This window comes from Nocardioides sp. AN3 (assembly GCF_054653495.1).
Genome location: NZ_BAAIGC010000021.1, coordinates 57,013 through 74,434 on the forward strand (window position 1 = coordinate 57,013; position 17,422 = coordinate 74,434).

General features: G+C 67.6%; 18 protein-coding genes. 2 read left to right on the forward strand and 16 right to left on the reverse strand.

What is annotated here, in order from left to right:
• Window positions 1-63: 63 nt before the first annotated feature.
• A complete protein-coding gene (locus ACYQ1K_RS19825; RefSeq protein ID WP_459984981.1) occupies window positions 64-468 on the reverse strand; it encodes a PAS domain-containing protein in 405 nt (134 codons plus the stop codon).
• A 246-nt stretch (window positions 469-714) separates the two neighbouring features.
• On the opposite strand from ACYQ1K_RS19825, the gene ACYQ1K_RS19830 reads away from it, so the two are divergent.
• Complete coding sequence (locus tag ACYQ1K_RS19830; protein ID WP_459984982.1) at window positions 715-2,283, forward strand: class I adenylate-forming enzyme family protein; 1,569 nt, start codon at window positions 715-717, stop codon at window positions 2,281-2,283.
• A gap of 28 nt (window positions 2,284-2,311) precedes the next feature.
• Here the strand turns inward: ACYQ1K_RS19830 and ACYQ1K_RS19835 are convergent, their stop codons facing one another.
• The 15 genes from ACYQ1K_RS19835 to ACYQ1K_RS19905 all read right to left on the reverse strand — a co-directional run bounded on the left by ACYQ1K_RS19835 (window position 2,312) and on the right by ACYQ1K_RS19905 (window position 16,428).
• Complete coding sequence (locus ACYQ1K_RS19835; protein ID WP_459984983.1) at window positions 2,312-2,554, reverse strand: hypothetical protein; 243 nt, start codon at window positions 2,552-2,554, stop codon at window positions 2,312-2,314.
• Between the two features lie 78 nt (window positions 2,555-2,632).
• Window positions 2,633-3,085 (reverse strand): MaoC family dehydratase, encoded by a 453-nt coding sequence (locus ACYQ1K_RS19840; protein ID WP_459984984.1) that lies wholly within the window; start codon window positions 3,083-3,085, stop codon window positions 2,633-2,635.
• Complete coding sequence (fabG, locus tag ACYQ1K_RS19845; protein ID WP_459984985.1) at window positions 3,082-3,849, reverse strand: 3-oxoacyl-ACP reductase FabG; 768 nt, start codon at window positions 3,847-3,849, stop codon at window positions 3,082-3,084. Before fabG ends, ACYQ1K_RS19840 begins: the two co-directional genes overlap by 4 nt.
• A complete protein-coding gene (locus tag ACYQ1K_RS19850) occupies window positions 3,849-5,066 on the reverse strand; it encodes an acetyl-CoA C-acetyltransferase (protein ID WP_459984986.1) in 1,218 nt (405 codons plus the stop codon). The genes fabG and ACYQ1K_RS19850 overlap by 1 nt, the downstream gene beginning before the upstream one ends.
• Before the next feature lie 213 nt (window positions 5,067-5,279).
• A complete protein-coding gene (locus ACYQ1K_RS19855) occupies window positions 5,280-6,461 on the reverse strand; it encodes a flavin reductase (protein WP_459984987.1) in 1,182 nt (393 codons plus the stop codon).
• Between the two features lie 113 nt (window positions 6,462-6,574).
• Complete coding sequence (locus ACYQ1K_RS19860) at window positions 6,575-7,777, reverse strand: M24 family metallopeptidase (RefSeq protein ID WP_459984988.1); 1,203 nt, start codon at window positions 7,775-7,777, stop codon at window positions 6,575-6,577.
• A 50-nt stretch (window positions 7,778-7,827) separates the two neighbouring features.
• Window positions 7,828-8,499, reverse strand: a complete 672-nt coding sequence (locus tag ACYQ1K_RS19865) for an amino acid ABC transporter permease (protein ID WP_459984989.1) — start codon at window positions 8,497-8,499, stop codon at window positions 7,828-7,830.
• Complete coding sequence (locus ACYQ1K_RS19870; RefSeq protein WP_459984990.1) at window positions 8,496-9,134, reverse strand: amino acid ABC transporter permease; 639 nt, start codon at window positions 9,132-9,134, stop codon at window positions 8,496-8,498. The genes ACYQ1K_RS19865 and ACYQ1K_RS19870 overlap by 4 nt, the downstream gene beginning before the upstream one ends.
• Window positions 9,135-9,136: 2 nt before the next feature.
• On the reverse strand, window positions 9,137-9,952 hold the full coding sequence (locus ACYQ1K_RS19875; protein WP_459984991.1) for an amino acid ABC transporter ATP-binding protein: 816 nt from the start codon (window positions 9,950-9,952) through the stop codon (window positions 9,137-9,139).
• Between the two features lie 54 nt (window positions 9,953-10,006).
• Window positions 10,007-10,858 (reverse strand): substrate-binding periplasmic protein, encoded by an 852-nt coding sequence (locus tag ACYQ1K_RS19880; RefSeq protein ID WP_459984992.1) that lies wholly within the window; start codon window positions 10,856-10,858, stop codon window positions 10,007-10,009.
• A gap of 53 nt (window positions 10,859-10,911) precedes the next feature.
• Complete coding sequence (locus ACYQ1K_RS19885) at window positions 10,912-11,736, reverse strand: creatininase family protein (protein WP_459984993.1); 825 nt, start codon at window positions 11,734-11,736, stop codon at window positions 10,912-10,914.
• Window positions 11,733-12,473: an aspartate/glutamate racemase family protein gene (locus ACYQ1K_RS19890; protein WP_459984994.1), complete on the reverse strand. Its 741-nt coding sequence runs from the start codon at window positions 12,471-12,473 to the stop codon at window positions 11,733-11,735. Before ACYQ1K_RS19890 ends, ACYQ1K_RS19885 begins: the two co-directional genes overlap by 4 nt.
• A gap of 97 nt (window positions 12,474-12,570) precedes the next feature.
• Window positions 12,571-13,503: a LysR family transcriptional regulator gene (locus ACYQ1K_RS19895; RefSeq protein ID WP_459984995.1), complete on the reverse strand. Its 933-nt coding sequence runs from the start codon at window positions 13,501-13,503 to the stop codon at window positions 12,571-12,573.
• Between the two features lie 6 nt (window positions 13,504-13,509).
• Window positions 13,510-14,907: an NAD(P)-binding protein gene (locus ACYQ1K_RS19900; protein WP_459984996.1), complete on the reverse strand. Its 1,398-nt coding sequence runs from the start codon at window positions 14,905-14,907 to the stop codon at window positions 13,510-13,512.
• 51 nt (window positions 14,908-14,958) lie between these two features.
• The gene (locus ACYQ1K_RS19905) at window positions 14,959-16,428 is read right to left on the reverse strand and encodes an APC family permease (RefSeq protein WP_459984997.1); all 1,470 of its coding nucleotides are present in this window, start codon (window positions 16,426-16,428) and stop codon (window positions 14,959-14,961) included.
• 299 nt (window positions 16,429-16,727) lie between these two features.
• Here ACYQ1K_RS19905 and ACYQ1K_RS19910 point away from each other — a divergent pair, with 299 nt between their 5' ends.
• Window positions 16,728-17,414 carry a winged helix-turn-helix transcriptional regulator gene (locus tag ACYQ1K_RS19910; RefSeq protein WP_459984998.1) on the forward strand — a complete coding sequence of 229 codons (687 nt, stop codon included), beginning with the start codon at window positions 16,728-16,730 and terminating at the stop codon, window positions 17,412-17,414.
• Window positions 17,415-17,422 lie beyond the last annotated feature (8 nt).

Sequence of the window (17,422 nt, forward strand, 5' to 3'; positions counted from 1 at the left end):
GCACTCTCAGTTTCTCACGTCCCCGGGGCAAAGCGGAAGCCCAGCAGCAGAGTCCGTCGCGGCTCAGGCGCCGTCCGCGCCGACGGTGCCGGTGACGCCCTCGACCCCGTGGATAACGTGCGTGATCGCGCCGTTCTCGTCGAACACCGGTTGGTTGACAGGCCTCCAGTAGTGCACCTGGAAGACGCCGTCGGCGTCAGCGATGTCGTATCGCGTCACCGGCATCACATGGCCCGTCTTCTCCTCCAACACCCGGCTGAGAGCTGCCAGCATCGACGCGGTGCCCGAAGCGTCAGGGTCGTCGGGATTATCCGGGAAGACCTCGAACTGACTCCTGCCGACGACATCGGCACGTGCCCGCTCACCCAACGCTGTGTCGGTGATCGCCACGATGTTCCAGTCGAGGTCGAGGACCAGGTAGTTGGCCGGGATGGCGTTGAAGAGTCGCTCGAAGTCTGGTCCATGCACGTCAATCTCCTGGGGGTCGGTCCACTGTCTGCGACATCAGTCGAGCATGACCGTCAACCGGCTGACGAGTGCGAACTTCGAACCCATCGCCGGTGCGCCCCGGACCAGTGATCTCTTGTCGTTAATGCAAAGGCCTTCAAGGAAAGGCTGCGCACTCTCTATGGCGCGATCGTCCCGGGGAGTTGGAGTATCGCCTCTGTCACATGCCTGTGGGACGAGGGAATCGTGCGATGGAGGAGAGTCCACATGGTCAACGCGGTGCAGAACATCTGGCGGCATGCGGATGCGATGCACGACCACATCGCCCTACGGGACGAACGACGCTCGTGGAGCTACGGCGAGCTGCGGGCCCACGCCCGCAGTGCCGCGGAGGAGCTGTCCCGCCGCGGTGTCACCCGCGGAGACCGGGTGCTGATCGTGCTGCCGACGAGCGCGGAGTTCGTCTTCGTGTACCACGGCGTGCTGGCGCTTGGCGCTGTTGCGGTGACGGTTAACACGTTGTGCGCGCCGCGCGAGATCGACTACTTCCACTCCGACGCGGAGTGCGTGCTGGCGATCGGCTGCACCGACACCCGTGACGCGCTCCTCTCGTCCCCGTCATCCGGCGACCGGCCCACGTGGATCCTCGAGCCCGACTCACTTGTGCCGTCCGCGGCATCTGCCGACGACGGCTTCGCCCACGCCGACATGGATCCGACCGATGCCGCCGTCCTTCTCTACACGTCCGGAACCACCGGCAACCCCAAGGGCGCGGTCCTGACCCACGGGAACCTGCTGGCCTGCGGCCGCTCCCTGTCGGAGGTCCAAGGCGTCGGTCCGGACGACCGGGTGGGCACGGCGCTTCCGCTGTTCCATGTCTTCGGCCAGGCATCGGTCATGGCCTCGGTCCAGCACGTCGGGGCCAGCCTGTCGCTGTTGCGGCGATTCGATGCCGTGCAGATGCTGGACATGGCGGTCTCCCACCGACTGACCATGATGGCCGGCGTTCCGACCATGTGGAACGAGATGCTCCACGCCGACACCCCCGTCATGTCCGACGATCTTCCGGACCTTCGGTACTTCCTCACGGGCGGCGCACCGCTTCCCCATGCAGTCAGGATCGAGTTCGAGACCCGGTTCGGAGCACGCGTCCTCGACGGCTACGGTTTGAGCGAGACGACCGGAGCCGCCACCGCTCAGCCCCTCGCCGAGGAGCCGAAGGAGGGCAGCGTCGGTCGCGCCGTCCCCGGTTGCCAGATCGTCATCCTCGGGCCCGATCGCCAGCCAGTGCCCACCGGCGAGGTCGGCGAGGTCGCGGTCCAGGGGCCTAGCGTCATGCGCGAGTACTGGAACCGACCGGACGCCACCGCCGACGTACGCACCGGCCCCTGGTTCCTCACGGGTGATCTCGGCCGTATGGACGACGACGGCGACCTGTGGATCGTCGGTCGGCTCAAGGAGCTGATCATCCGCGGGGGCTACAACGTGTACCCCGCTGAGGTCGAGGACGTCCTCTACCACCACCCGGCCGTGGTTGAGTGCGCGGTGATCGGCATCCCGGACGAACGACTGGGCGAGGAGGTCGCCGCCGTCCTGGTCGGCGAGCCAGGACACGACCTCGATGTCGCCGAGGTGCGGGCCTGGCTGGGTGACCGACTCGCCTCCTACAAGATCCCGCGGGTCTACCAGCTCCGCGAAGCCCTTCCGAAGGGCTCGACCGGCAAGATCCTCAAGCGCGATATCGACGTCGACGACGTCGCACAGCACGGCATCCGGACCCGCCGTCGTGACAGCGCGGAGCTCACCGCCGCCGGAGACGCTCCGCGTCACCCGTAGTCACACCTGGTCAGAGGTCGTCGGGTCGTCACAGGTAGTACAGCCTCGAGAGCGCGACCCGGTCGGCCGGCGCGTCGGCACGGGGGACGACGCCGAGATCGTGGAGCACGTTCTCACCCGCCATGGTGCCCACGCGGATCCGGTCGGCTGCCGTCGTGCGGGTCCCCGCCGTCCCTGCACGGCGATGTCCACGGGCCCGTCGTCGAAGGACGAGGGCAACGAGGATCGGTGTGCGGGACGACGCCGCAGACCCGGGCGCCCCGACGGTCATCGGCGGGAACGGCGGGTAGGGAAGGTGCCCCGCACGACAGCCCGAACCGGGCAACCATGCGGGCGACCTTCCCCGGGATCAGGAAACGAGAAGTGAGAGTGTGTCGACCACGCAGGCCGGCTTCTGTCGGCCCTCCTGCTCGATGGTGACGCGCGAAGCGACGAGGTCGCCGTGGGTTCCCGGTGTCACCGACAGCAGCGCGACGCCTGCTCGGACCACGGAGTCGACCGGCAATGGCGAAGGGAAGCGCAGCCGGTCGGCACCGTAGTTGACACCCATCTTTAGACCCGTGACCTCGTAGATCTCCCACACCAGTTTCGGGACGAGAGCGAGCGTCAGATAGCCGTGAGCCACAGTCGTGCCGAAAGGCCCTTCGGCTGCTGCCGCACGATCCACGTGGATCCACTGGTGATCGCCGGTCGCGTCGGCAAACTGGTCGATCTGCGCTTGGGTCACGAGATGCCAATCGGAGTACCCGAGGTGGGTCCCGACCGCCGATCGCAGAGCATCGACGCCCTCGAACGTCCTCATCCTCGAGGCCCTCCGGCCACATAGAGAATCTGGCCGGAGACGAATCCGGCCTCCGGACTGACGAAGAAGGACACGCTGTGCGCGATGTCGTCGGGATGCCCCGTCCGCCCCACCGGAATCTCGTCGGCCGCACGTGCAGTGAACTCCTCGAACGAGACGCCGACCCGCTGAGCTGTCTCGGCCGTCATCTCCGTCTCGATGAAGCCCGGAGCCACGGCGTTCGCCGTGACACCGAACCTCCCCAGCTCCAGGGCCAGAGTCTTGGTGAAACCCTGCAAGCCCGCCTTCGCCGCGGAGTAGTTCGCCTGTCCGCGGTTGCCCAGTGCTGAGCCGCTGGACAAGTTCACGATCCGACCGAAGCTCGCCGCAACCATGTGTCCCTGCACCGCCCTGCTCATCAGGAACGCCCCACGCAGATGCACCTCCATGACGCTGTCCCAGTCCGTGACGCTCATCCGGAACAGCAGATTGTCTCGGATAATCCCGGCGTTGTTGACGAGCACTGTCGGTGGGCCCAGCTCGGCCGTGACCCGGGCGACGGCTGCCTCGACCGCACCCTGGTCGACCACGTCCGCGCTCACCGCAACAGCTTGACCACCTGCAGCCCGGATGTCCTGCACCACCGGCTCACAGGCAGCACTGTCGAGGTCGAGGAGGCCGACAGCCAGGCCGTCGGTGGCGAGGCGACGTGCGACTGCTGCGCCGATTCCGCGCGCCGCGCCCGTCACGATGGCGACGCCGCTGGTCCCACTGGATTGCGACATCACGAGAGGCGCTCCAGGACCATCGCCATGCCCTGTCCGCCGCCAACGCACATGGTCTCCAGCCCGAACTGCTTGTCGTGCCACTGCAGCGAGTTGATCAGGGTGCTGGTGATCCGAGCTCCTGTCATGCCGAACGGGTGGCCGACCGCGATCGCCCCACCGTTGACGTTGAGGCGGTCCTCCTCGATCCCGAGCTCGCGTGCGGAGGCGATGACCTGTGCGGCGAAGGCCTCGTTGATCTCGACAAGGTCGATGTCAGCCATGGTCAGGCCGGCCAGGTCCAGGGCGTGGCGGGAGGCTTCGACGGGCCCCAGCCCCATGATCTCGGGCGAGAGGCCGCTGATGCCGGTGCTGACGATCCGGGCCAGGGGCGTCAGGCCGAGCTCCCTGGCCTTGACGTCCGACATGATCACCAACGCGGCTGCCCCATCGTTGAGGGGACAGCAGTTGCCGGCGGTGACCGTTCCGTCGGGGCGGAAGACGGGCTTCAGGGCCGAGACGCTTTCCATCGTCACGCCGGCCCGCGGACCGTCGTCAGCGCTGACGACCCTGCCGTCCGGCAGAGTCACCGGGGTGATCTCACGTGCCCAGAATCCTTTCGCGATGGCGTCCTGAGCCAGGTTCTGGCTGCGTACGGCGAAGGCATCCTGATCGGCGCGGCTGACGCCCCTCTCCTGTGCCACGTTCTCCGCCGTGTGACCCATGGAGATGTAGACGTCCGGCAGGTCCCCCACGATCCGCGGGTCCGCCCATGTCTGCCCACCGCCCGCAAACTTCTCGGTCCGCGCCTGAGCCTCGGCGAACAACGGGTTCTCGGTGCCAGGAGGGCCGTCCGCGCCGCCGTTCGTGTAACGGCTCACGGTCTCAACGCCCGCGGAGATGAACACGTGGCCTTCGCCCGATCGGATCGCGTGCAGCGCCATCCGGGTGGTCTGCAGGCTCGCCGAGCAGTATCGGTTGACCGTGACGCCAGGCAGGTGGTCCATTCCAGCGAGGACCGCGACGGTCCGTCCGATGTTGAAGCCCGCCTCCCCGGCGGGCTGACCCACGCCGAGCATCAAGTCCTCGACGTCTCGGCGGTCCAGTTCGGGGACCTTCTCGAGAGCTGCCTCGACCATCTGCACGGTCAGGTCGTCGGGACGCATCTCTTTCAGCGATCCCTTGCCGGCGCGGCCGATCGGCGAGCGGGCGGTGGCGACGATGACGGCTTCTGGCATCTCATACTCCTTGAATCTGATCGACGGGCCGATGTGCCCGGCTCGTAGTGGCGCCTCACCTCGCCACTGCGTGGCGGCACGGCGCGGACCGCAACAAGGGTGGCGCCAGACGTGATGCCCGCTGTACGGGATTGACGAAGAGTTTGGGACTGGGTCTTCTCGATTACGTCAAACGCCGGCCTGACGGGGACTGGCTCTCACCGCATCGGGAAACTAGGCGACGTCGGCGACGACCCGAGAGGCTTCCGCGGCTGCGCGGATCAGCGCCGTCGCGCGCTGCTTGACGTTGGCAGGTGAGGTCAGTCCGGGCCTTCCCCACAGTGTCAGCATGTAGACGATGCCGCCGTCAGGACCGAAGACCGGGGCGCTGAGCGAACGCAGCTCGACATCACCGTCGGGATCCTCGGGCTGGTTGTAGCCAGGGAGTGCCGAGAAGAGCGCTTCGCGCAGGTCCTCCGGCGACGTGCCGGGGTCTCCGGCGTTGATCCGCGTCGCGACCGACTCGAGGTGGGCGCCCTCACGGTGGCCCACGGCGATGGCATAGCCCCGCTGGCCGACCAGCGCGGGTACGCGCCGTAGATACCCCAGCTCGTCGGCATCCATCCCATCGGCCGCCCGGGCGAGCCATCTCGCCCGCAGCTCCTCGTCGCCCCAGGCGGCGAAGCAACTGCCGATCGGAGCCATGAACGGCAGGCGTTGGCCCACGCGCGTCGGTGACACGGCGATGTCGGTGTGTCCCGCGGCCGCGGCGAGCACCATCTCGTCCCCCACGAGGGCGATCGCCGTCACCTCGGTGTCCAGGTCGGCGGCCAGCGACTCCATCTGCGGGCGGGCCAGGTCGATCAGCCCGAGGTGCGCCAGCAGATCGGAGTCACCCGAGGCCAGGGACGAGGGGCGGAACGAGCCGTAGCCGCCGCGGAAGAACAGCAGCGGCTGGCCAGGCGATCCGAAGTCGAGGCCGACCACGCGGCCCAACACGATGTGGTGGTCCCCACCGTCGTGGATCTGGTCGGTAACGCAGTCGATCCACACCACCGCGTCCTCCAGCACCGGGTTCCCGCCCGGGGAGTAGCGCCAGTCGAAGCCCGCGAACTTGTCGCTCTTACGCATGGCGACGGCACGACACAGCTCCTCCTGGTCCGCACGGAGGACGTTGATGCAGAAACGGTCACCCGTCGCCCGCAGAGCGGCCCACGACGACGACGTCTTGCTCGGCAGGAAGGCCACCAGCGGTGGATCGAGCGACACCGATGTGAAGGACCCGACCGTCATGCCGACCGGTTCGCCGGCGGCGTCCGACGCGGTCACGACGACCACTCCCGTGGGGTACTGGCCCAGCACCTCGCGAAAGTGCCGAGCCGCGATCCGGGTCCCGCCGTGATCCCCGTCGGCCATGCAAGCCTCCATCTTCTCAGTGCCCACAATCGTGAGTGCACTTTTTTTGAAAGTGTACTCTCATTAGATCATTGCGACGGTGCACCCTTCAAGGGCGGTCATGGCGTCCAGGACTATCGGACGATCAGCTCCCGAGGCACAGAGGTGATCGGCACGGGTCCGTTCGCGGTGACCTCGACCGTCTCCCCCAGCACCATCGAGAGGCCAGACCCCCGGTCCAGGAGGATCATGTGGGTGAAGACGGCCATCTGCTCCTGGAGTACCAGCGGAACACCTGCGGTCATCATCGGCGGCTCCATCCAGGTGGTCTCCCACACGGCACCCATCGAATAGCCGCAGGCCTTGAGCGCAGCATCCTCGAAGCCATGCTCGGCGAACGTGGCCCGGTGTGCCTCGTACAGGTCGCCGAAGGTGTTGCCCGGCCTGATCGTCGCCTGCACGCGCTCGAGCGCGTCGACGCACGCGGCATGCATCGCGAGGTGCCGCGGATCGACCGAGGGCCCCGTGAGGACGGTGAACATCGTGGTCGCGCAGTAGTGCCGATATGCGACACCCGGCTCGAAGAGCACTTGGTCGTTCTCCGCGACGTGGCCACGACCTGCCACGGGACGCACTAGAAGGGCACGCGGACCCGCGCCGAGCGGGAAGCCCGGGAACGCTTCGCCGTCAGCGGAGAACACGGTCTGCTGGAAGGCCGCCATGAGGTCTCCCTCAAACGCTCCCGGCTTGACCATGTCGATCGCCGCGTCCGACGCCTGGCCGAGGATCTCGCCGGCGCGGCGCAGGAACGCCAGCTCCTCCTGGCTCTTGACCCGGCGGATGTCGCGGATCAGCGACGAGGTGTCGGTGAGTTCGCACCAGCCGTCAACCCCGGCCCGCAGGTCGTGGTGGAGCGCGAGCGACATCCCGACGCTGTCCGTCTCGACGCCTACCGTCCGGCCGGCCATGCCGAGGCTGGCCAGGACGTCCTTGATCGCCGCCCCCTTCGAGGTTCCGTGGGCGTCGTCGAAGACGAGCGCATCGCGGCACTGGGAGGTGTAGGCGATGTTGCCCAGGTCCGCCGACCGGGAGAGGTGCAGCATCCGTCCTTCGACGGTGAAGAACAGGACGTGGAAGACCGACGCGGCGCCGGAGTCGAAGCCGCACAGCCAGTACTGGTCCTCCAGGCGGGTGATCAGCAGGCAGTCGATGCCGCGCGCTGCCATCGCGTCCTGGACGACACGGCGCCGGCGGGCGAATTCGGTGGCCGAGAAGTGCGCATGCGCGGGTTCGGTGGTCGCGATGTCGTCGACGACGTGAAGAGCGGTTGAGGTCACGGGGGTTCCTTCGGGAGGGGTGTCAGGTGGGGAGGAGGGTCAGAGGGGGCTCAGACATGGCGGTTCATCCGTCGCTCAACCGCGATGCTGAGCCATGTGCTCGGCATCGAGATCGCCGCATAGAGGAGTCCGGCCGCGACGAGGGCGCTGAGATAGCGGAAGGTGGACGACCCGATCGAGTAGGCCTGGCTCATCAGCTCAGGAACGGCGACTGAATAAGCCAACGACGTCGCCTGGAAGAGCATCACCGCAAAGCCCATCAGCGATGGTAGGGCGATCCTCAGGCCTTGAGGGATGACGACGAACCGCAGGGTGTCGCGGCGGGTCATCCCGAGCGCCTCACACCCCTCGATCTCGCGCCTGGGAACGGCGGCCAGGCCGCTGCGGACGTACTCCGCACCGTAGGCGGCAGTAGTCCAGCTCAGGGCCGCGACCGCCGACAGGATGGCAGGAAGAACGACCCCTGCACTTGGAAGACCGAAGTACGCCAGTTGCAGAAGTACCAGGGCCGGTGCACCGCGTCCGACCTCCACGAACACGACAGCACCAGCGCGCAGGCCCCGGACCGCTGACATCTGCGCAAGGGCGGCGAGCAGGGCGAGCGGCAGCCCGATGGCCAGAGCACCGCCGGTCAGCAGCGCACTGATCCTCAGACCGTGGAGCAGTTGAGGGAGGTTCGAGGCGAAGTCATCGAGCCAGGAAGCGAACAACGGAGTGCTCACACGGCCACCGCCTCATGCAGGCGGTGGTGCAGATGCCTGGATCCCCATGCGAGCAGGATCGAGAGAAGGACGTACACGCCTCCCGCCAACACGAACACGAAGATGCCGAGATCTGAGGTCCGGGAGAGCTGGCCGGATCGGCTGACGATCTCGGCCACGCCGACGATCGAGACGATCGAGGAGTCCTTCAGCAGGGCGATGGCGTAGTTGGTGTAGGCGGGAAGAGCGGTCCGCCACGCCTGCGGGCCGATCACGTGGACCCACGTCGCGCGCAAGCTCAGGCCGAGTGCTGTCGCCGCCTCGGCCTGGCCGAAGTGGATCGACTTCAACGATCCCCTGAAGATCTCGGCGAGGTAGGCGGACGCCACCAGCCCGAGCGCGCCGATACCCGCGGACAGTGCCGACAGCCGCACAGTGCCGAGGGAGATGCCGTAGAACAGGATGAACAACCAGACCACGGGCGGAACACCGCGCACGAGGTCGACGGCGGCGCGGCACAGGAACCACACCGGTCCCCGTCGGTGCTCGAGCCCCAGGGTGAGGGGTACGGCGAGCACCGTGCCGATGAGGAGTGCGCCGGCCGTGACCACGAGCGTCATCGGCAGGCCGAGCATGACGGTGCGAAGCGCTTCCATGGCTACCGGTCCAGGACCGCTTTGAGGAACCGCCGCGTCCGCGGATGCTGCGGATCGCTCATGATCTGGTGCGGGTCGCCGCGCTCGATGATCCGTCCGTCCGCCATGACGACCAGCTGATCCGACACGTTCGCCGCGAACCGTATCTCGTGGGTGACGACGACCATCGTCATTCCCTCCGCGGCCAGCTCGCGCATGACCTCCAGCACCTCCGCACCCACCTCGGGATCGAGCGCGGAGGTGGGCTCGTCGAACAACATCACCTCCGGTTCGAGCGCGAGGGCCCGAGCGATGGCGATCCGCTGCTGCTGTCCGCCCGAGCAGCGGTTCGGGTACTGCCCGGCCTTGTCACGCAGGCCCATCCGCTCGAGGAGTCGGTGGGAGACCTCGTCCGCCTCGGCTCTCCTGCGACCGAGCACGCGCTGCTGCGGGAGTGACACGTTGCGCAGCACGGTCATGTGCGGAAACAGGTTGAAACTCTGGAAGACCATGCCCGCGCTGCGCCGAAGCTCGGCGAGATTCGACGGCTGGATCCCCTGCGCGACGTCTATGGCGTGGCGACCGATCTGGATGACGCCGGAATCGGGCCGTTCGAGCAGGTTGAGGCAGCGCAGCACGGTCGACTTGCCTGCACCGCTGGGCCCGATCATCGCCGTGACCGAGCCGGCCTCCACCTCGAGGTTGACGTCACTGAGAACGACATTGGTGCCGAAGGCCTTCGCCAGTCCGCGCACCCGCACCATGCAGGCCTCCGGCGTTTCTGGAGCCATCACGGTCGCAGCTTCCGGTCGTCCGGTGCTGTTGACAACGCTGTCCATTCCTGACACTCCTGTGGCAGCCGTAGGGATGGGATCACTCGGTTGTCGGGTGGATCAGGAGAGCGCCCGCGTCTGGCCCACGTCGAGGACGTCGGTGGCCACGCCGTACTTCTTGACGATGTCGACCAACGTGCCGTCGTGCTGCCAGCTGTGGATCGCGTCGTTCAGCGCCGTCTGCAGGGACGTGTTACCGCGGGTGAACGGGAAGCCGATCTGGGCGGGTTCCTTCGTCGACACGATGCGGTCGTCGGGCTGGAGAACTTTGATCTGGAGGCTCTTGTCCTTGCCGTAGATGAACTTCGCTCCGCCGAAGGAGTCCAGGGCCATGTCGATACGCCCAGCGTCGAGGTCAGCCTTCATCTCGACGTTGGACGGGTAGACGGAGACGTTCGAGCCGAAGACCTTCTTCGCGTCCGCTGTCCACAGATAGCCATCCACGGTGCCGACCTTGTGACCGCGGATCTGGTCCACCGTCGACACGCCGGTCTTGGAGATGACGCCGAGCCGGTCGACGTAGATCGGGTCGGACAGCCCGACGACCTTGGCTCGTTCGGCCGTGCGGTAGAAGCCGCCGATGGCCGTATCCGCGCGCCCCGAGTCCACGGCCGGGATCGCACCGGCGAAGTCGACCTTGACCACCTTGACCGCGAGGCAGTTCTCCTTCGCGAACTCCTTCATCATGTCGGCTTCCGTGCCCTTGAATGGGCCGTTGCTGGTGACCGAGACCGGGAAGTAATCGACCGCGGCGACGGAGAGGACGCCCTTTTTGATGGTCGTGACGTCGTGTGCCGGCTTGCAGTTGCTCGACACCTTGGTGGTCGCGCTGCTGCTGCCGCAGGCGGTGAGCGTGCAAACGACGGCGAGGATGGCCCCGCCGCCCGCTGCGGCGCGGTGGAATCGGTTCATGTGAAGCTCCTTGCTCGGTGGTGGGTGAGGATGACGGTGGTGATCAGGGACGATCACGGGCGACCGCTCCCGATGGGGCCGTCGTTGGCTCGAAGCCAGGTGACGAGCTCGCACAGGCGCCCGACGATGTGTTCGTGGAACTGCTTGCCCTTCTCGGGCTGCACCCCCAGGGACGAGCTCAAGCTGCCCGTGGGAGCGAAGCGGCGCTGTTCTGCGCTCGACCAGACGATGTCCACGCCGTCGGGCGCGGGACCGAAGAGGTCGTCGCCGACGAAGCCGCCGAAGATCTCGGCGAAGGCCGCACCCTCCGAGGTGAGCCGATCCATGCGGATGCGGCCGGGATAGCGGTAGGCGACCTGCGACAGCTCGAGCTCGCCGCCGTGGTGCTCGTTGATCTCCTTGATGGTCGGCGCGGCCGACCGGGCCAGGTGGAGCGGATCGGCCACGGCGAAGACCACATGGGGATGGGTGGTCTCGTGCAGCTCCCTGACGGCGGAACCGAGGGCCGGAAGGTTGGAGCCCTTGTGGCCGTTGACGAGGACGATCTTGTCGAATCCGTGGGAGGCCAGGCTGCGGCACACGTCCGTGACGAGGGCCATCAGGGTCTCTGTCCGCAGGCTGATGGTGCCGGCGAACGCCATGTGATGAGGCGAGTCACCGAACCACAGCGGCGGAGCGCAGAGGGCTCCCATGCGCAAGGCGACGTCCTCCACAATCCCTGTCGCCACGTAGGTGTCCACGCCGAGGACGCCGGCCGGTCCGTGCTGCTCGGTGCTACCGCAGGGCACCAGCACCACACGGTCGTGCTGGAGGTGCTGGTCGACCTCCTGCCAGGTCAGGTCCTGGAGCCACACCAACGTCTCGCTGACCTTGCTCATCGGTTGCTCCTCTCCGTGCCGGCGTCCTGCGCGAGGGCAGCCGAGGCGAGCGCTTCGGCATGGGCGACGGCGCTGTCGATCACGGGGATGGGGCTGTCGTCGGGCTCGATGAGCAGGCCGATCTCGGTGCACGCAAGCACGACGGCCTGCGCGCCGCGGTCGGCGAGACCGCGGATGACCTCTACGTACTTGCTCCGCGACTCCTCGCGAATCACGCCGCGGGTCAGCTCGTCCCAGATGATCCCGTCGACCATGCGCCGGTCATGGGGATGGGGCATCACAGTGTCGATGCCGTGCTCCTTGAGCCTCGACTCGTAGAACGACTCGTCCATCACCCACTGCGTGGCCAGGATCCCGAGCGTGTTCCACCCGTTGCGGGCCGCTTGCGCCGCCACGGCGTCGCCGATGTGCAGGAGCGGGACGCCGATGGCGTCCTCCACCTGGGGAGCGACCTTGTGCATCAGGTTGGTGCAGATGGCCACGGTCTCGGCGCCGCCGGCGACGCACCGCTGTGCAGCCTCGGCGAGGAGCTCCGCCGCCCGCTCCCAGTCCTCGCGGACCTGGCAGTTGCGGATCTCGGCGAAGTTCATCGACTGCAGCGCGATGCTCGCCGATGCGTGACCGCCGACCTGCGATGCCACGGACTCGTTGATCATCCGGTAGTAGGTCATGGTCGAGTGCCAGCTCATTCCGCCGATGAGGCCGAGCGTCCGGAGCCGCGGGGAGGTGGTGTCCATGACGGCGACTATCACGCGACCGCCGCGGGGGCCGGTAGGGACCAGTTGCTGCCGAGACCCATTAGCAGAAGTGATGGCAACAATGCCGCATGTCGACTCATGGCGCGAGTGGACAATCGAACGCCGCGGGCAACGGCTCGCGCAGTGCCAGCTTGATCGCCGCCTTCAGCTGCGCCAGCAAGGCGCGGGTGGCCGGCACCTGCTCCGCGCCGGGGCGGTACACCGCCGAAATGGTGCGCTCGCCGAAGCCGCGGATCAGCCGCGCCTCGACTCCGGGGTGCCGGAACGTCGTCAGCGCGAGCCGAGGCAGCGCTGCGACACCCAGTCCGTGGGCGACCAAGGACTGCAGTACGACGTAGTCGTCGCTCTCGTGCATGACCCGGGGGACGAAGCCGGCGATCCGGCAACGTTCGACCAGGTGTGCGCGACAGTCGGGGCAGCCTGCGATCCAATCCTGCTCCGCCAACCATGCACGCGAGATCGGTGCGCCATCAGTCGTGTCCCCCGCCCGATAGATGAGGAACATCGGCTCCACCCCGAGCGCCTGGGACTCCAGGCTCAGCTCGCCCACCGGCACGTCGCCGTAGTCGAAGACCAGGGCGATCTCCGCCTCCCCCGCCTGGATCGCGCTCTTGGCGTCGGGGGGCTCGGCCTCGACGAAGCGGACCTCGATCCCGGGCGCCCGTTTGCGCAGTCGCTGGATCGCCACCGGCACAACGCTGGAGGCTGCTGAGGGGAAGGCGATGAGCCGGACCTTGCCGGCGTGGAGGTTGGCCAGCGTGGCGAGCTCCTCGGTCGCCATGTGCAGCTCGCCGGAGATCGCGTCGGCATGACGCAACAGCAGCGTGCCCGCCTCGGTGAGGTCGATGCCCCGCGTGCTGCGCACCAGCAGCGGACTCCCGGCCTCGCGCTCCAGCAGCCGCAACTGCTGGCTGACGGCGGACTGGGTCAGGCGCAGGGTGCGTGCGGCCGAGCTCATCGAGCCGCACCGCGCTACCGTGCGGAACAGAAGGATCCGCTTCGTGTCCATGCAGCCCTACACGGGAACGGCGGTGTGACGCGCGAGGTTCTCCAGCGCCAGGTCCTTCCACTTCTTCGACTCCGCCAGGGCGGCGATCACCTCCGGATCGGTCAGGCGCTCGCGCAGGCCTCGGGCCGGGTTCAGCCGCGTCTCCCGGGACCACGAGCGGAGCTCGGGCACAGCGTTGCGCCGAGCGGCGCTCTCCAGGTAGGCGTGCGTGAACGTCAGTAGGTCGTCGACGTGGCCGGTGTAGACGACGGGGAGCGCGAGGTGCTCCTTGTGCACGTCATCGTCGAAGATCGCCTCGATCACCCCGAGCGTTGCGGCGCTCCAGCAGGCATATCCCGGCGTCACGTACTGCACCGTGATGCGTCCGGCCTCGAACACCGGGCGTGGCTCGATGGTGCGAAGACCGGTGGCGGTGCAGTCGATGTAGATCCGCTCGGCTGGCTGGGCGACCTGGTGTCCGCTGATGAACTCCATGCCCTGCCTCGTCAGGCGTCGGACGCGGCCGGCGCGCACGATGTCGCGGATGCGCCGCAGGCCCTCCACCTCGGCGCGGCTGATCGTCGCGCCTCGGTATGCCGTCGGTGCGACCTGCTCATCGAGTCTCAGGAAGGCGCCGGCCTCTTCCAGGCGCAGTGCCATCTCGGCACCGCTGTTCGACTCGGCCGCGGCCCGCAGCCACGCCGCACCAGAACGGACCTGACCGTGCACGAGGTCGAGGGGCTGCGTCCAGCCGCGGTCGAGCGACCACACGTCGCGCGAGCGCACCCAGGTGATGGCGTCCGGATCGACGCCATGCTCGAGGAGCCAGGTGCACGCATCCATGGCGGTCTTCCCGGCACCGATGACGGTGAACCCAGCTGGCGCGGCCCCCACCTTGACCAAGTCGTTGGGTGGCATCAGGTGGACGCCGTCCTCGACCTCATAAAGGGGCGGACGGGTCGCGGGGATCTCCGGCTCGATGAAGGTCGCATCGACCAGCCGCTTCCTGACCTTCACCTGCACCTCCTCGCCGGTGAGCAGGGAGACGATTCGGTGGTCGCCGGGCGCCACCTCGCGGTATTCGGACATGCCGAGGAACCGCACCTGACCCGAGGGCAGCAACACCCGATCCATCACCTCGGCGAAGTAGCTGCAGATCTCCGCCGCTGAGGACAGCTCATACAGGCCCGCGTTGACTCCCGCACTGTCGATCCGGTCGCCGCCGAGCATCGTGGACGCGACCCCGTAGGCGGCCGCGGGCTGGTGGAGCCGCACGAACGGGTAGGCGTCGTGCCAGTGCCCACCCGGCTTGTGCCGACGATCGACCATGATCACATCGGCATCCGAGTGCTCGATGAGGGCGTCGACGAAGGCCATGCCGGAGGCTCCGGCTCCTACGACGAGGTAGTCAGTCTCAAGCTGCATGTTGTGTCCGTTCCGAAGGCGTTGGTTCCGCAGGTTCGCTGACCGGTCGGGCTACCCGACGAGGGTCGTCGGCTGCTCCGCGGTCTGGCTGAACCGCCGGGAGCGCCCTCGCACGACCGCACCGATCACGAAGCACAGCGGCGTGGCTCCGATCATCAGCAGGTTGGGCACCGTGGCGGTGTAGCCGCTGAGATAGCTGAAGTTGGAGATCATCAGGTACAGCGCCGCGGCGAGGCCGAGGAAGCCCAGCGCGGGTGCCACGAGGACGCGCACCGCACTGTGGCCGCGGCGCTCGCGCAGGAAGAAGGCCACCACCGCGAGGGCACAGATGGCCTGGGCCGCGACGACGCCGATCACGCCGGAGGCGTAGAGCCACGTGCCGAGCTGCAGGTAGGGATCCAGGTGGGCGAGCATCGCGGCGACGACGACCACGTAGGTGATCACACTCAAAGTAAGGCTCGCGACGTGGGGTGAGGACATGCGCGGGTGGGTGCGCCCCAGGGCGCGCGGCAGCTTGCCGTCCCGGCCAAGGGAGAACATGTAGCGGGTGCACGCGTTGTGGAATGCGATGACGGTCGCCAGGAAGCTCGTCACGATCAAAATGCGGAGGGCGGTGACCAGACCATTGCCGACGTACCGATTCGCCTCGGCGAAGACCATGTTCAAGAAGTTGTCGCTGCGCGCAGCGGCCAAGGCGTCGTGGATGCCGTAGCCGTAGACGACCACCCAGAAGCTGAGCGTGTAGAACAAGGCCAGAAACCCCACGGCGAGGTACGTCGCGAGGGGGACCGAGCGTTCGGGCCGCTTGGCCTCCTCCGCGTAGATGGCAGTCCCCTCGAAGCCGATGAATGCGCCGAAGGCGAGGAGGAACAACGTTCCGGATCCCTTGGCGAAGAACACGTTGTGGACCGACAGAGGCGCAGCGGAGGGATGCTGGGGGCCGCCGTGGATGAGCACCGCGACGAGCAGCACCACGATCACGCCCACCTCGAGCGAGAGGAGTACGCCGAGCACCTTGGCCCCGACGTCCACCTGGCAGTAGCCGACGACGGCGACGATCGCGGCGAACAGCAGCGACCAGAACTGCCAGGGCAGGTTGAGCTGGAAGATGTCACTCGCGGTCTGTTGGGCGAAGACGCCGAGGTAACCCATGAAGCCGATGACGCACAGCCCGTAGGCCGCCATCGTCATGAGCGCGGTGCCCCCTCCGGGGCGTGGACCGAGCCCCTCGCCGACGTAGGCGTAGAACGCGCCGGCGTCACGGACGTACTTCGACATCGCGGTGAAGCCGCAGGCGAAGAGGATGAGGACCACGCCGGTCGCCAGCACGGCTCCCGGAGCGCCGATCCCGCCGAAGCGGATCGAGAACGGTGCGGTGCTGAGCACCACTGTGAGCGGCGAGGCTGCTGCGATGACGAAGAAGACGATCTGGAGCGTCCCGAGCCGCCCCCCAGCGAGCCGGCCCGCCCCACCGTCCACACTCTTCTGCGCCGCACCGTCGCTGACGGATCCGGTTGCCATGAGACCTCCTCGAGTGCCGGCAGCACGGGGCTGCATCCGTGACCCGCGTCACAGTAGAAAGTGATAGTGCACTCCTGCAATCGAGTCGTGCCATAGGGAAGCCCCAGACATTTCTGCGATTGTTCGCGGATCTCCCGAGCGTTGCGAATCATCGCGGGCCAGACCGTCGATCTTGTCGGGTTGACGGTCGCGGGCGGGCCCGCGGCTCCGTAGGATCGCCGGCAGCGAGCACGGTGATCGAGACGCCGTTCGCGACAGCGCGGCTCGGGGGAGGGGAGGTCAAGAGGATGTCTCCAGGCATGACGGAGGTCGCCGGGTTCGACGAGGTCTCCACTGCGGTCCGCCTGCTCGGCGACCGATGGTCGCTCCTCATCGTGCGCGAGATGTGCGCCGGCAACGACCGGTTCACCGAGATAGCCGAGGCCCTTCCGGGCCTGTCGAGGAGTCTGCTGTCGAGCCGCCTGCGCTACCTGGAACGACTCGGGATCGTCGAACGTCGCGACTCGGCCGATCGGGATCGCCGCCGCAAGCAGCGCTACGGGCTGACCGCCGTCGGTGCGGCGCTGGCGCCGTCCCTGCGCGCCCTGGGCGAGTGGGCCCAGACGTGGGACTCGCGATTCCGCAGTGGCGAGGCACGAGGCGCGTCGGACGTCCTCGACGCGATGAAGGGGACCATCGAGCTTGCAGCCCTACCCAACGACCGGATGACGATCCAACTCTTCCTCGCCGAGACGCCCGAGGGTGCGGCGTACCTCCGCGCACGCCACGGCACGATCCGGGGCTATCTGGGGCAGACGGAGGACGCGCCCGACCTGGTGGTCAGGACAACGCCGTCGACGCTGGATGCCCTGTATTGGGGACACACCACCTGCAAGGACGCCGTCGCGCGAGGCGACATCACCTTCGAGGGGCCGACCTCCTACGTCCAGTCGTTCCCGACCTGGTTCCCGCATCGGCCCGCCGTTGCGCGACGCCGACCGGCCTGACGAGCGAC